A 13,853-nucleotide genomic window follows, 5' to 3' on the forward strand; every position below is an offset into this window, starting at 1 on the left:
GGCAACCCAACCGTCAAGAGAATGACCGCCGTCGACGGCCGCCGCCCGGATAAGGACTGACGACCATCAACCACCGGCCGTACTATCCAGTCAACGGAAGTGCACGGCCGTCAAGCATCCCAAGCCGCATCAACCGCCGTACGTGCCACTTATACCCAGGTGCCCTTCTTCTCAACGGCGTGGGCCACCGCGACGTCGACGTTCCAAAGCGGTAACAACGCTCACCGATGCAAAAGAGCCCGTAGGATGTCGATACAGAAAGGCGTTTCGACGGGTAATCCGTACGGCCGCCAGGTCTGCGACTCTAGAGGAAGGGACCGCCATGATGCGTCGGCGCGTCCGTATCGTGTTGAGCGCCACGCTTCTGATCGCGACCGGTGGGTGCGCGACCAGTTCTCACGGGGACACATCGCCGAGCGTCAGCTCAACCGCATTGGTCGGCTCCACATCGTCGCCGTTTCCAGTCTTTCGGCCGGGCGAGATTCGGTCGGTCCCGGATCCTCGGACGCTGTTCAGCCCGGCCCTGCGCAAAGAGTTGCGGTTCGATGCGTACCACGGTTCGGAATGCAAGAAGGACAAGGCTAACGAGTACATTGACGGGTGGGCCTGCTACCTGTTCACCCCGCGTAAGCGCCTACAGGACACTGAGCTGCTGGCCGTGTACGTGGAAGTGCACCACCCGACTCCGACCCAGGACGCGACGGAGTTCACCACCAGGGATTTCGCCTCGTACAGGCAGGTCTTGGGCAGTGAGTGGGCTCCTGCCCAACTGGGCGATGAAGCACTGCGAGCGGAAACCGCCGGTGCCAGCTGGATCCGACTGCGGATCCGCAACGTCATGATGGCAGTCAGCGCGGACATCCCCGACCCGGATCCGCGTTCCGTCTCGGAGGAAGACCGCCGAGCCTGGCGGGCCGCCACGGAATTGACCCGCTCGATCACCGGACTCGCACAGTAGGAGCCGCTCCGACATTCTGCCGCGCCCCTCGCGGAGAGAGCCATACATTTTCTCTGGATGGATCACTTGTATACTGCCGTGCACGATGATGAGAGTGTTGGATCGTGAGTAACTACTCGAAGATTGTCTTCCAGCGCCCTAGATGGCGCTTTCGCGACGTTTTTCGGTCGTACGTCATCGATGTGGACGGACGCCCGCAGGGCAAGTTGCGGCCAGGCGAAGAGTTTTCTTTTGATGTCCTGCCAGGCAGGCATGTGATACGGGCGCGCGTGGACTGGAGCGGTAGCCCTTCGCAAGAAATAAACGTAGCCCGCGACTCGCTACTTTTTGTAAGCGTTGAGTCGTCCGGTAATGCTCTCCAAATGTGGAAAGTCTTCATGCCTACGGGCGCATTGAGACTGACCGTTGAAGAGCGTCGCCTGACGCCCCCCAAAGGTTTCTCACCGCCCTAGGCGCGCAAGCACCCGCTTCCCGCAATCAGCTTCAGGGCAGTGCTCTGACAACGTCCGACGAGAATTCCCCACGGTCACGCCGATCAGATATCCGGCCTATGAGTCAGTCCTCTTGATTCTTTAGCAGCCTCGGCGTTCTTAACTTCCGTCCCGGCATACTTATCCGCAACCTGATATATCGCTTCCCTGAAGGAGATTAGACCATTCGTAGCGTCGTTCAACCTCGCCATGGCCTCTCTGCGATTGGCCTCATACCCCGCTCGCGCCGATTCCCCTGCGACCCCTAGAGCATTCATAGGAAACCACGCATTGTCCAACTGCGATACCGCCTCACTCCACATGTTCACGGCATCATTAATACGATCTCCACACCCCCTCAGAGAAGAAACTTGGAATTTCACCGTCTTGTCACTCATCGGACTCCTAAATGCTCAACTACCAGGCCCGGTAAATTAACCCAGCTTGGCAAGAATCTCTGTGGCAGCCCGACTTGCAACCATCGAAAGATTTTTGCTGGCCAGAGATGGCGAATCAGACGCGTCACAGGTGAGCCAAATAGTGCTGTAGTTCTTCTGCAGCACAACTCCAAGAGAGACGCCCGACTCCACATACCAGCATGTCTCAGGCGCTTCTACAGGTATTGCATTACACTTTTTGCCGGCCGTGTAGCTTCGATAATGAATCTTGGCCCCTGAGTACGGATCCCCACCAACAACACGCATGAGATCTACGTGGGCGCTGAGATTGATAGTTCCTTGCTTTCTGTGCTCACCCTTCAGGCCACCGTTATCCCATCGACACTCCACATCAGTTGACGCATCATTAGGTTCGGGAGTGTTCGTCTGACGGCCAACTTTTAGGCCGATTAGCTCCTCAGAAAGCGCCGGGCTGATCAGGCCGCAAGGATCAGGAATCTTCGCGTCAGTCCGAATAAAGTTCTTTGGAAGCTTAGAAGGATGATCTCTGCTATCGCCATGACCGGAACAGCCAGAGATCAGCAGACACACACTCATCCCGGCCAGCAGGAACTTCTTTAGAGGTGACATTATCTCTTCAGACTCCTGTCAGCGGGGACTGAATTTCCACTTCCGCTTATCAGTAACACCGGAAGGGACATCATCGGGGGCCTGTATTCGCAAGATCTGGCCGTGGAGTTGAACTATTTTACCCTGCTTAACAGAAAGATCGTTCTCTAGATTCTGTTTTCGCGTCTTCATATCGGCAACGAACGTTGTTAGTGTATGCAACACTTCCTCGTCCTGCTTATCCGGGTCGAGTGGAGCTACTTTCTGAAGCGTCTCGCCGATTGCGAGCACCGCCTCGTTGTAGCTTTGCGCTGCGGTGTTGTATAGATCGACGACGTTGTTGCCGATGTCGAACAGGACGTCACTATTGCGGGAAGCGACATCCGTGACATCTCCCATCAAACTTGAAAAAGCGTCGAACGCATCACCATCCCAGTAGATATCCAGGCCTTTGTAAGCGCTGTTGAGCACCCTAGAGGATCCTCCGATGCGTTCAGAGGCCGCATACCACTTTTGCGCTACACCCAAGATCGCAGGACCGTTAGGCTTGAGCTTCCGGGCAAGTTCAGTTGCCTGCTTGACCTCGGTTGCTTGGGCAACCATTGCTCCAATATTTATAAGATCGCTCGCCGCACCCGCGGGAAAAGACTTTATTCCCTTCGCCGCAGCGGCCTTTGCCCCCGCACCCTTCGAACCACCCGACTTAGCTGACATCTACGGATTCCCCTTACCCGTACAGATGGTTCGACTCTGCAACTTCCGCGAATTTCTGCTCACGAACGCGCGAAATGCGAGATTGCGCAGCTCTTATCGCATCTAGGATGCGTTGACCCACAAGCGTAGGATCGGCGGTCTTCATGGCGGCAGGATCCAATTGTATCTTCATTAGGTCGCCATTGCCGTTCATTACGACGTAACCTAGGTTCGGATTGATGCCCTGCTTGATCCCGAGCCGGCCAAAAGACTCCTTGAGGGACCGGAGCTGCTGAGCATACCGCTCGACGGCATCGACGGTAACTTGAGTCCGGCGCTCAACCTCTTCTATCTCCGCCAACCGCGCCTGCGCTCGAGCACCGAGAGGAACATTCTCGTTACTAGGACTCGTCACCGAACCACCCGCCTTCGATTATTCCGCTTAATGAAAGCATATATCGCTATCGCTACCATGACCGCCACAATCCCAACTCCCACGAAGATCGCTGGCACGGCGCTTCGCTTAGCGCTGTGAGCGGATTGCGGTGAACGTCCACTCTGCGACGGCGATACCGCAGGTGCTGTTGGCGTCGCGGCCGCATTCGCTTTTTCCCAAGCGCTGAACACTGGATTCGGCGCATCAGCTGCGACCTTATCGACCAGAGCGTGATACGGGCGCACCAAACCATATCCGGTAGCGTCATCTCGACCGGATGGGCCGACGTCGCGAGCGCTTGCGATGATTCGTTGCACGAGCTCTCGTCCGGACATTCGCGGGAATTTTGCCCTTACCAACGCAACGACTCCCGATGTCAGCGCCGCCGCCTGACTAGTCCCGTTCCACTTTGGGACGAACCGACCCGCTCTATTGATCGATCCTGTTTGTACTCCTGGGGCCGCTACTGCGACATATGGCTGTCGTTGCGTCTTGAACCATGGCTTGAAAAGGTAATCGACCGCACCTACAGTAAGGATACCCGGGCACAATGCCGGGTATTCCGGACTATTGAACTCGTGGCCATCATTACCCGCCGAAGCGACAACGATAACATCTCGATCGAGGGCATATGTGACAGCCTTTTCGGTGATTACGTCACAACCGAGCCACTCGGGACTCGGGGCCCCTTGAGAGATGTTGATTACCTTCGCACCATGATTGACTGCGTATTTGATGCCTTCTACGATTTCTGCGTTACCGCCCTGAGCCCGGATCGGCAGAATCTTCGCTTCAGGAGCTACCCCTACCATCCCCGTGCCCGTTCCCCGGCCAGCGATCAGAGCTGCCATCGCAGTTCCGTGACCGTTCTCCTCATCGTCGGAGTCGGTACGTGCGTCGCCCTTGCCGGCATCAATATCAGCACCTGGCAATACAGCATCACGCAGATCGGGCAGCTTCGCATTGACCCCGCTGTCGAGCAGCGCCACCGTGACTCCTCGACCGGTACTGATCGGCCAGACCTTGTCCTGGATGTCCCAGGTACCGAACCACCACTCCTCCGCGCGTGGTCTAGGCGCGCTGTATGCCGGGGGTGCCGTGATCAGGATCGATGAGATCACCATCAAGATGGATGAAATCCTGCTCGCCCATGTACGCGTTGGGATCGCCGACGGAATGAACCGTCGATGGCTGGCTGAACTCTTCACCGGTCTCCTTCGCCGGCTCGTCGACGAGATCGAGTAGTTCCTGCAACTCGTCTACGGTCAACAACTCGTCCTCATCCTGTGCGCTCTGCCGCAGAAGGTTCGGTGCGTCACCGATCACACCAGGCACAGCGTCGGCGCCGACGGTCCAGAGATCGCGGTCTTCGGCGAGCCAGGCCGTTCGCTCGCGTTCCTTCTCGTCCGACCGTCCACCTCCAGATGGCGCAGGAGTTCCGATCTCATTGCTCCGGCCCACGCCGACGCTGGGCCGACCGCCTGCGCTCCGGCTGGAACCGAGCGCCTCCGTTTCTCCGGGGGTGCCCGGTTTCCCCACACCTGGCCTGAAGTCGCCAGATCTGAAAGATCCGCCGACTCCGCCGAGTCCGATGTCGCCGATCCCCGACGGTCCTGGGCCCGAAGCCGGGCCACCAGGGATCCCGGGAGGTAGTGAGTTACTGGCAGGGCCGAGTCCGCTGCTGAGGGAACCGGAGGGCGGAGGCGTCCCTCCCGCGAGGTCTGCACCACCAGGCTCCGGAAGCGTTGAAGGGCCTCCGGGAGTGTTCGGCGATCCATAGTGAGTTTTACCCGTGTGAGGCAGCGACACGTGCCCGCGCGGTACTCGGACGCTTCCAGCGTCTCCGTGTTCACCTGCGCCCTTGCCACCAGGATTCTCGGATGGGATGTCGCCGCTCGGTTGATCTCCTCGCTCCGACAGTTGCGGAAGGTTCTTCTCGATCTGAGACGGCATGCCGTCCCAGGTCTGGGCGATACGCTCGTTGAGGTTCCGCATCACCTGGTCCGCTGCGGCGATCGCGGCCGGGGAGTCGGTGTTCTTCTTCGGCCAGTTGATGCTTCTGTACATCGGAAGAATCGAGCCGCCATACCACTGGAGAGTCTTGGCAGTCTCGTTGCTACGGACGACAAGCTCTCCTGCCGTCCCGTACAAACGACGCAGCACCAACTGGGCGGCCTCGGCTGCCGGACCGCTCCAGTAGTCGGCAAGGACCTTAGCCGCATCCCAGAGCGCATTCTGCGCTTCGATGATTGCATTGCCTATGGCATCGTAGGCTTGGGCCGCATCAGTGATGCTGCCCGGATGAGTACCGGCGATCAGTTCCCTGATGTCGTCCGGACTGCCGTAGGAGCCGGCGCCTTGCGGACGTCCGCCGCTCTTGATGACGTAGGTGTGGTGGTCAACTCCCATGATGAGTCCCGCGTTAGTCGGCAGAGGGCACGTTGGGCCAGGTCGGATTGTCCGTGGGTATCTGCCGCCGCCCCTGAGCGCCGATCTGTCGAGCATGGCTGGTCAGGCCTTGTTCAGTGCCTGTGTAGTGGGCGGCCATCTTGCGCAGCATCTGAGCGGCTGCGGTGTATTCAGTGACGAACCGCTCAGTGACATAAGTGATGTTGTCGTACGCCTTCTGAGCTGTGTCGGCCAGGGCTTGTCCCGCGTCCCAATCTCCGATGTCGGCTGCGGTGACGGGACCCTGAGTCTGGAGTTTGTCGATGGTGCCGGTGCTCGCCAGCGTTCGCAGCGCTCCCTCCAGGATCGAGGCGGCGCGGTTGAGCTTGGCTGGGTCCCACTTGATGTCCGGGTCACCGCCCCCGACCCAGACCTTGGGGTACTGCGACCCCGGCTGTGCGCCCCCTTCGTTCAGCGGCGGCATGCGGCCGTCCCCCTTCTTGACTTGTGCACCCCCGTGCCCTGCTCAAGGCTTGTCAAGCTACAGAATCACCGGCTGTCATGTCGAGGGCCGAATAACCGAAAGATTCCACCGTGTCGGATATGCCATCACGGATTCGCAGGTGGACCCTGCATCATCAGGTCTGGTCGAGTTTCGGTTGGTCGCGTTGACTGTTTCGGTCAGCGTACGTAACCGTCGACGGCGTCGTTGTCGATGTTCAGCGTGTAGCCCCCGTGGGTCTCGCGGTGGTCGCCGCGGTACTGCTTGATGCGGCGGTGGCCGGGCCACCAGCCGCGCGGAACGTACCGGTCGCCCCACGGGTCGGGCTCCTTGTCCCAATGGGCGAACCAGACGGCGGTGGGCTTGTTGATGCCTTTCGCCGCGGCCAGGTCCCGGATGCCCGAGGTGACGCTGCTGTAGATGCCCGGGACGTACCCGAGCGCACGGACCCGCCTGGTCCACGCGTCGACGAAGTCGAGGACGGCGTGGCGGCAGACGGGGTCGTGCCGGTGGTACGCCTCCATGTCGTAGTAGATCGGCGTGTGCCGGCGCAGTCCGAGGAGGCGGGCGCGGCCGACGGCGTCCTTGGCCGCGGCCCGCGCGTCGTCGAGGGCGCTGTCGGGAGTGAAGTTGACGCGGTGCGGGCCGCAGGGCGCCTGTGGGCCGACGTAGGTCGGGATCAGGCGCCAGCCCATGGCCCGTACGGCGGCGATCCAGTCGTGCGACAGTCTGCCGTCGGGGCAGGCGCGGGAAACGCCGCCGATGTAGACGTTCGCGGCGACGAAGTCCTTGCGCCAGGCCTGCATGGCGTCGAGGGACGGCGCGTGGCAGGTGTCGAAGCCGTCACCTGTCACCCAGCGGCGGAGGTGGGCGACGCCGCTGTGGCGTTCGGCGGCGCCTTCGGCCGGGGGCGGCGGGTCGACGGTGATGCGGGCCAGGACGCGCTCGAGGTCCTGGGCGCTCTGGCCGTACGAGCCGGTGATGAACGCGCCGGCCTGCGGCATCGCGATCCGGATCTCGTGGGCCGCCGGATCGCGTACCCAGAGGCCCGGCGGGTGTCCGGTCTCGGCTCGCCCCGCGAGGAGGCCGGTGACGAGGGCGTTGGTCTGTGGGGTGAGGGGTTCGATATGGATCGCCGTGGTGCGGCCGACGGCGTGGGCGGGGCAGAGCTGGTGTTCCCCCGCCGGCCCCAGGTAGAGGGCGTGCCGGTCGAAGCGGAGGCACTCCGTGGAACGGGGGCCGAGGTGGTGGACCTCCCAGCCGGCGGGCACCGGGATGCGGAGTCCCTGGTAGTGGACGTCGGTGTCCGCATGGACAGGGCTCGGGAACAACGTTGCGAGGATTCCGGCGAGCAGCATGGCACGGCGCATGGTGTCCCCCGATCGTCGTCCGTACGACGATGATCGGGGGGACGGGCGGGACGGGCGTGGGGCGCGCGGGGGGCTGAGGAGGTCTTCGACGGCAGGAAGGCCGCTCTTTACTCAGGGATCGACGATCTCGTACGCGCCCGGCTCGTCGATGGCAAGCGTCGAGAGCGGGATCAGGGCCAGCCGGACGTCGTACGCGCCGAGTGCTCGGCGGTAGAAGCCGGCGCCGTCCCAGTAGGTCACCATCGCCCACAGATCGGGTTCGTCGACGGAGCGGGCGAGCCCGCCGGAGCGGTGGCCGGGGCTGCCGGCGAGGGAGCGGAGCACCTCGTGCGCCGTCTTGACGAACGTCTCGGTCTCGGTCTCGGGGACGCGGTATCGGGTGATGGCCAGCACCCGTCCATCATGCCGGTACGCGAGGCGATCTCCCCGCGCGGGACGCCGATGCGCGACGATGGGAGCGTGGCTTCCAAACTCCAGCAGCGCAGCGCCGTGTTCTTCGTCTATCTCCACCAGCTTCCCCGCTGGGTTCCGCTGGTGGTCCTGCCCGCGCTGCTGATCGCGGGGCTGGCGGTACCGGGGGTGGCCGGCGGCGTGCTGCTGGTGGTGCTGGCCGTTCTGCTGTGGTTCGCGTTCCTGGCCGCGCCGGTGCGCAGCGCCTCCCATCGCCTGGTCAGGCTCGTGGCGCCGCTGGTCATCCTCGTCGCGGCGGTCGGGAAGCTGGTGGGCTGACCACCATTCGGACATGTACGGTTTTGACAATCATTTTCATATTCATCCATACTCGGACCGTGCGATACCGACGACTCCTGCCCTTCGTGCTCGGCGCCGTGCTGCTGGTGACCGGCTGCGGGGCGCGGACCGGCGGCCACGGTGACCCGAAGATCGTCGCGGCCTTCTATCCGCTGGCGTGGCTCGCCGAGCAGGTCGCCGGTCCCGACGGCTCCGTGCAGAACCTCACCAAGCCCGGCGCCGAACCCCACGACCTGGAGCTGACCCCACGCCAGGTGATCGACGTGGGCGAGTCGAAGCTGGCCTTCTACATCAAGGGCGTGCAGCCGGCCGTCGACAAGGCCGTGCGCGAACACGCCAAGCACCACTCCCTCGACGCGTCCTCGCTGGTGAAGACGCTACCCGCCCCGCAGGACGAGGCCGACCACGGCGCCGAGGACCCGCACCTGTGGCTGGATCCGAACAGGTTCGCGACCGTCGCGACCGCCCTCGGTGAGCGCCTCGCCGCGATCGACCCCGCGCACGCGGCGGCGTACCGGGCGCGGGCCGCGCAGGTCGTCGCGAAGCTGACCGCCCTGGACGGAGAGTTCCGTACGGGGCTGCGCGACTGCGCCCGCAAGGAGATCGTCACGGGCCACTCGGCGTTCGGCTATCTGGCCGAGCGGTACGGCCTGACCCAGGTGGGCGTGACCGGCCTGGACCCCGAGGCCGAGCCGTCACCCGGCCGCCTGGCGAGCCTGACCCAGCTGGTCCGGCGTACGCATGCCACCACCGTCTTCACCGAGACGCTCGCCAGCCCCAAGACCGCCGCCACGCTCGCGAACGAGGCGGGCGTGCGCACCGAGGTCCTGGACCCCGTCGAAGGTGTGAAGCGGGGGTCCTCCGACGACTACTTCTCGATCATGCGCCGTGATCTCGCGACGCTGCGACCCGCCCTAGGATGCCGATGACCGTTCCGTTCCGTATGACAGGCGGCGAGGTGCGGCTGGACCGCCGCCCGGTGCTGCGCGGCGTCGACCTGACCGTCGAGCCGGGCGAGGTGCTCGCCGTGATGGGGCCGAACGGCTCCGGCAAGTCCACGTTGATCCGCTCGCTGCTGGGCCTGATCCCGCTGTCGGCCGGGCGGGTGGAGCTGTACGGCGTGCCGCCGGCCCGGTTCAAGGACTGGAAGCGCGTCGGGTACGTCCCGCAGCGGCTGTCGGTCGGCGGCGGTGTGCCCGCCACCGTGCGCGAGGTCGTGTCGTCGGGCCGGATCGCCCGGCAGTCGCGGTTCCGGCCGTTCTCGGCCGCCGACCGGCGCGCGGTGGACCGGGCCCTGGAGGCCGTCGGCATGGCCGACCGTGCCCGGGACTCGGCGCAGGAGCTGTCCGGCGGCCAGCAGCAGCGCGTACTGATCGCCCGCGCCCTCGCCGGTGAACCGGACGTCTTCGTCATGGACGAGCCGACGGCGGGCGTCGACGCCGCGAGCCAGGAGACCCTCGCCCGTACGCTCCGCGGCCAGGTCGCGGAGGGCCGTACGGTCGTGCTGGTCGCCCACGAGCTCGGACCGATGGAGCCGCTGATCACCCGTTCCGTGGTCCTGGAGAACGGGCTGATCACGCACGAGGGCACTCCCCCGAAGCCGCAGGGCGAGTGCGCCCGGCCCGGCCACGACCACGTCCACCCGCACGCCCCGGCCGAGGAACCACACCTGCTGTCATGATCGAACTCCTGTCCTACGACTTCCTGCGCCGCGCGCTGATCGCCGCCGTCCTCGTGGGCGTCGCGGCCCCGGCGGTCGGCACGTTCATCGTCCAGCGGCGGCTGGCCCTGCTCGGCGACGGCATCGGCCACATCGCGCTGACCGGCGTGGGCCTCGGCCTGCTGACCAGCACCTCCCCCACCATCCTCGCGCTCGTGGTGTCCGCGCTGGGCGCGGTCGCGATCGAGCTGCTGCGGGTGCGGACGCGCACCGGCGGCGACGTCGCCCTCGCCCTGCTGTTCTACGGCGGGCTCGCCGGCGGCGTGCTGTTCGCGAACCTGTCCGGCGGCAGCGCGAACCTGTCCAGTTACCTGTTCGGCTCGATCAGCAGTGTCGGCACCGGCGACCTGTACATCGTCGCCGGCCTCGCCGTCGCGGTCATCGTCATCCTGGCGCTGTTCGGGCGGGAGCTGTTCGTCCTGTGCCAGGACGAGGAGGTGGCCCGCGCCAGCGGCCTGCCGGTCCGGTTCCTGTCGCTGCTGATCGCCATCGTGGCGGCGCTGACCGTGGTGGTGGCGATGCGCGCGGTGGGCCTGCTGCTGGTCAGTGCGCTGATGGTGGTGCCGGTCGCGGCGGCGCAGCAGCTCACTCGCGGGTTCAAGGCGACGATCGGGCTGGCCGTCGTGGTGGGGGTCGTGGCCTCCGTCGGCGGGCTGTGGGTCTCGGTGGACGCCGACTTCGCCCCCGGCCCGACGATCGTTCTTCTGGCGATGGCCGTCTTCCTGGCCGCGGTCGGAACGGGGAGACTGGTGCGTATGCGCCGAACGGACGTGACGTGAGCGGGCGTCGGGAGGACGTGCGCCGGGCACTCTCGGGCTGTGAGAGTTTCCGCAGCGCCCAGGACATCTACGCCGACCTGCGGGCCGCCGGCTCCCGGATCGGCCTGACCACCGTGTACCGCGCCCTGCAGTCGCTGAGCGAGGCCGGCGAGGTCGACGTGCTGCGCACCGACGAGGGTGAGGCCATCTACCGCGCGTGCCGGACGGACGAGCATCACCATCACCTGGTCTGCCGCGTGTGCGGCCGTACGGTCGAGGTCGAGGGCCCGGCGGTGGAGAAGTGGGCCGAAGCCGTCGGCGCCGAGCACGGCTTCCGGGACGTCACCCATACCGTCGAGGTCTTCGGCACCTGCGCCGAGCACTGATTTCACATCCGAGCTCGGACACGTTACCGCCCATCCACACGAGCTCGGTGATAGAGGACGTCGCCGACCATCGTCGCATCGCCGTGGCGCCGTACAACCGCACTCGTGTCAGGGACTCACTTCTCCGACCCGATTCCCGCCCAGCGGGAGCCCGCCGGGCAGGCAGCGGCGACCGCGGCGAAGGGGCCCCTTCCCTGGTGATTCGGTAAGAACTACTCGCAGGCCCGAAACGCCGACCCGAGTCATGTCCGGTCGGTGACCACGTGATTCCCCGGTTGCCGATCGACCACATTCCGTACAGTCCCTTACCGGCTCGGTCATGAGAGAGCGAGCTGTCTCGCTGACGCGGGACGAAGCGCAGAAGGGAATCCCCATGAGAATGCCCAGCCCGTCCAGGGTCAACCGAACCGTCACAGCCAGCGCGGTCACGCTCGCGGCGGGAACCGGCAACACCACCGCGGCCGCCGCCGCCGTCCTCGTGGGCGTGGTGGGGGGCAAGCTGACGCGGAAGCCCTCCGACGAGGAGACATCGGAGGACTCCGGCCGGAAGAACTGATGGCCGCAGCCTTCAAGACGAGCGGCCCCTCGCTGAGGGGCCGCTTCGCTCTCGATCAGGTATGAACGGCCTGCCGGCTTCATCGGTGCCGTCTTCGGCCACGGCTGAAAAGCGCCGCCGGCAGGATCGCTCAGCGGGCGGGGGCGGGCTCCTCGTCGTCGGCGCCGATCTCGGCCTCGGTGACCTCGTTCGGGATCGCGCCGCCGAAGCGGCGGTCGCGGCGGGCGTACTGCTCGCAGGCCTGCCAGAAGTGGCGGCGGTCGAAGTCCGGCCACAGCACGTCCTGGTAGACGAACTCGGCGTACGCCGACTGCCACACCAGGAAGTTGGAGCTGCGCTGCTCACCCGACGGGCGCAGGAACAGATCGACGTCCGGGATCTCCGGCCGGTACAGGTACCGCGCGAAGACCTTCTCATTGATCTTCTCGGGACGGAGCTTGCCGGCCTGGACGTCACGGGCGATGGCCGCGGCGGCGTCCGCGATCTCGGCCCGGCCGCCGTAGTTCACGCAGAACTGCAGGGTGAGGACGTTGTTCCGCTCGGTCATGCGCTCGGCGTCCTCGAGCTCCTTGATGACGCTGCGCCACAGCTTCGGGCGGCGGCCGGCCCAGCGTACGCGGACGCCCATGGCATTCAGCTGGTCGCGGCGGCGGCGGATCACGTCACGGTTGAAGCCCATGAGGAAGCGCACCTCCTCCGGCGACCGCCGCCAGTTCTCCGTCGAGAACGCGTACGCCGACAGGTTCGGCACGCCGAGCTCGATCGCCCCCATGATCACGTCGAAGAGGGAGTACTCCCCCATCTTGTGGCCCTCGGTGCGCGACAGACCGCGTTCCTTCGCCCACCGCCCGTTGCCGTCCATGACGACGGCGACGTGCCGGGGAATGAGATCCTTGGGGATCGCGGGCGGCCGTGCGCCGCTCTTGTGCGGCTCCGGCGGCTGTACGCCCCTCATGGTCCGGTGTTCTCCTCACTCGTTGGTCGTGTTCGGCGTCGTGCCGTGGAACAACGCCGCCCGCTCGCCCCGCGCCTCGCGCTCGTTTCCGATGGTCGCACCCGGCTTCTCGCGCTCCACGTGCCTGAGGGAGCGGATCCCGTGCTCCAGATGCCACTGGAGGTAGGCCGCGACGAGGCCGCTGCACTCCACCCGATGCCTCGGCTCGCTGCCGTCCGCGCGCGCCCAGTCGCCGCGCAGCAGAGCGATCATCAGGCCGACCGTCGCCTCGGCGGGACTGGCGGACCCGGGCGGACGGCAGGATCCGCACACCATACCGCCGGCCGCGATCGCGAACGCCCGGCCGGTGCGCTCGCCACAGCGCGCGCACTCCTCCAGCGCCGGCGCGTAGCCCGCGATGGCCAGCGAGCGCAGGAAGTAGGCGTCGAGGACGAGACGGGGATCGTGGCCGCCCTCCACGAGGGTCCGCAGCCCGCCGATGACGAGCAGGAACTGCCGTAGCGCCGGTTCCTTCTCGATCGGGGTCAGCTTCTCGGCGGTCTCCAGCATCGCCGTGCCGGCGGTGTAGCGCGGATAGTCGAAGACGAGGCGCTCGCCGTACGGGCGCAGCGTCTCGGCCTGCGTGATCAGGTCGAGGGAGCGGCGCTCGTACAACTGCAGGTCCACGTGCGTGAACGGCTCCAGCCGGGCGCCGAACCGCGACTTGGTCTTGCGGACGCCCTTGGCGGCGGCGCGTACCCGTCCGCTGCGACGGGTAAGGATCGTCACGATGCGGTCCGCCTCGCCCAGTTTCTGGGTGCGGAGGACGACGCCTTCGTCACGATAGAGACTCACCCGTCCATTGTCCCGCAGACGCCGGGTGGAACCGGCAGGAACCCACTACGGTCCAAGGTCGTTGACTTGA

Annotated in this window: 18 protein-coding genes; 7 read left to right on the top strand and 11 right to left on the bottom strand. The window is 65.2% G+C overall.

The genetic code is table 11. The annotated features are described in order from the left end of the window. The first annotated feature begins 322 nt into the window (after nt 1–322). Nucleotides 323–958 carry a hypothetical protein gene (locus AB0K82_RS28910; protein WP_364402925.1) on the top strand — a complete coding sequence of 212 codons (636 nt, stop codon included), beginning with the start codon at nt 323–325 and terminating at the stop codon, nt 956–958. 535 nt (nt 959–1,493) lie between these two features. Here the strand turns inward: AB0K82_RS28910 and AB0K82_RS28915 are convergent. From AB0K82_RS28915 to AB0K82_RS28955, 9 genes are all read right to left on the bottom strand, one after another. Further along, entirely contained in the window at nt 1,494–1,826 is a 333-nt protein-coding gene (locus AB0K82_RS28915; protein ID WP_364402928.1) for a hypothetical protein, read from the bottom strand. Between the two features lie 36 nt (nt 1,827–1,862). After that, nucleotides 1,863–2,456 carry a hypothetical protein gene (locus tag AB0K82_RS28920; protein ID WP_364402930.1) on the bottom strand — a complete coding sequence of 198 codons (594 nt, stop codon included), beginning with the start codon at nt 2,454–2,456 and terminating at the stop codon, nt 1,863–1,865. Between the two features lie 18 nt (nt 2,457–2,474). Then, nucleotides 2,475–3,149, bottom strand: a complete 675-nt coding sequence (locus AB0K82_RS28925) for a hypothetical protein (RefSeq protein WP_364402933.1) — start codon at nt 3,147–3,149, stop codon at nt 2,475–2,477. Between the two features lie 13 nt (nt 3,150–3,162). After that, nucleotides 3,163–3,543: a YbaB/EbfC family nucleoid-associated protein gene (locus AB0K82_RS28930; protein WP_364402935.1), complete on the bottom strand. Its 381-nt coding sequence runs from the start codon at nt 3,541–3,543 to the stop codon at nt 3,163–3,165. Next, nucleotides 3,540–4,688, bottom strand: a complete 1,149-nt coding sequence (locus AB0K82_RS28935; protein WP_364402936.1) for a S8 family serine peptidase — start codon at nt 4,686–4,688, stop codon at nt 3,540–3,542. The genes AB0K82_RS28930 and AB0K82_RS28935 overlap by 4 nt, the downstream gene beginning before the upstream one ends. Beyond that, nucleotides 4,636–5,973 carry a WXG100 family type VII secretion target gene (locus AB0K82_RS28940; RefSeq protein ID WP_364402939.1) on the bottom strand — a complete coding sequence of 446 codons (1,338 nt, stop codon included), beginning with the start codon at nt 5,971–5,973 and terminating at the stop codon, nt 4,636–4,638. The genes AB0K82_RS28935 and AB0K82_RS28940 overlap by 53 nt, the downstream gene beginning before the upstream one ends. Nucleotides 5,974–5,986: 13 nt before the next feature. After that, nucleotides 5,987–6,436 carry a hypothetical protein gene (locus tag AB0K82_RS28945; protein WP_364402940.1) on the bottom strand — a complete coding sequence of 150 codons (450 nt, stop codon included), beginning with the start codon at nt 6,434–6,436 and terminating at the stop codon, nt 5,987–5,989. Nucleotides 6,437–6,633: 197 nt separating this feature from the next. Continuing rightward, nucleotides 6,634–7,812, bottom strand: a complete 1,179-nt coding sequence (locus AB0K82_RS28950) for a glycoside hydrolase domain-containing protein (protein ID WP_364402941.1) — start codon at nt 7,810–7,812, stop codon at nt 6,634–6,636. A gap of 123 nt (nt 7,813–7,935) precedes the next feature. Beyond that, a complete protein-coding gene (locus AB0K82_RS28955; protein ID WP_345362298.1) occupies nt 7,936–8,217 on the bottom strand; it encodes an antibiotic biosynthesis monooxygenase in 282 nt (93 codons plus the stop codon). Between the two features lie 48 nt (nt 8,218–8,265). On the opposite strand from AB0K82_RS28955, the gene AB0K82_RS28960 reads away from it, so the two are divergent. The 6 genes from AB0K82_RS28960 to AB0K82_RS28985 all read left to right on the top strand — a co-directional run bounded on the left by AB0K82_RS28960 (nt 8,266) and on the right by AB0K82_RS28985 (nt 11,994). Beyond that, nucleotides 8,266–8,553: a DUF6703 family protein gene (locus AB0K82_RS28960; RefSeq protein ID WP_364403048.1), complete on the top strand. Its 288-nt coding sequence runs from the start codon at nt 8,266–8,268 to the stop codon at nt 8,551–8,553. Nucleotides 8,554–8,612: 59 nt separating this feature from the next. Beyond that, a complete protein-coding gene (locus AB0K82_RS28965) occupies nt 8,613–9,503 on the top strand; it encodes a metal ABC transporter substrate-binding protein (protein WP_364402944.1) in 891 nt (296 codons plus the stop codon). Next, entirely contained in the window at nt 9,500–10,255 is a 756-nt protein-coding gene (locus AB0K82_RS28970; protein WP_364402947.1) for a metal ABC transporter ATP-binding protein, read from the top strand. The genes AB0K82_RS28965 and AB0K82_RS28970 overlap by 4 nt, the downstream gene beginning before the upstream one ends. After that, entirely contained in the window at nt 10,252–11,073 is an 822-nt protein-coding gene (locus AB0K82_RS28975) for a metal ABC transporter permease (RefSeq protein WP_345362286.1), read from the top strand. Before AB0K82_RS28970 ends, AB0K82_RS28975 begins: the two co-directional genes overlap by 4 nt. Next, on the top strand, nt 11,070–11,438 hold the full coding sequence (locus AB0K82_RS28980; RefSeq protein WP_252815575.1) for a transcriptional repressor: 369 nt from the start codon (nt 11,070–11,072) through the stop codon (nt 11,436–11,438). Before AB0K82_RS28975 ends, AB0K82_RS28980 begins: the two co-directional genes overlap by 4 nt. Before the next feature lie 373 nt (nt 11,439–11,811). Then, on the top strand, nt 11,812–11,994 hold the full coding sequence (locus tag AB0K82_RS28985) for a hypothetical protein (RefSeq protein ID WP_364402949.1): 183 nt from the start codon (nt 11,812–11,814) through the stop codon (nt 11,992–11,994). Between the two features lie 130 nt (nt 11,995–12,124). Here AB0K82_RS28985 and AB0K82_RS28990 read toward each other — a convergent pair whose 3' ends face one another. Further along, nucleotides 12,125–12,949, bottom strand: coding sequence for an isoprenyl transferase (locus AB0K82_RS28990; protein ID WP_364402951.1), 825 nt, complete (start codon nt 12,947–12,949; stop codon nt 12,125–12,127). 15 nt (nt 12,950–12,964) lie between these two features. Beyond that, nucleotides 12,965–13,783 carry a DNA repair protein RecO gene (gene recO, locus AB0K82_RS28995; protein WP_364402954.1) on the bottom strand — a complete coding sequence of 273 codons (819 nt, stop codon included), beginning with the start codon at nt 13,781–13,783 and terminating at the stop codon, nt 12,965–12,967. Between the last annotated feature and the right edge of the window lie 70 nt (nt 13,784–13,853).

The sequence above is a fragment of the Actinoallomurus sp. NPDC052274 genome (genome assembly GCF_040679475.1).
GTDB classification, from domain to species: domain Bacteria; phylum Actinomycetota; class Actinomycetes; order Streptosporangiales; family Streptosporangiaceae; genus Actinoallomurus; species Actinoallomurus liliacearum.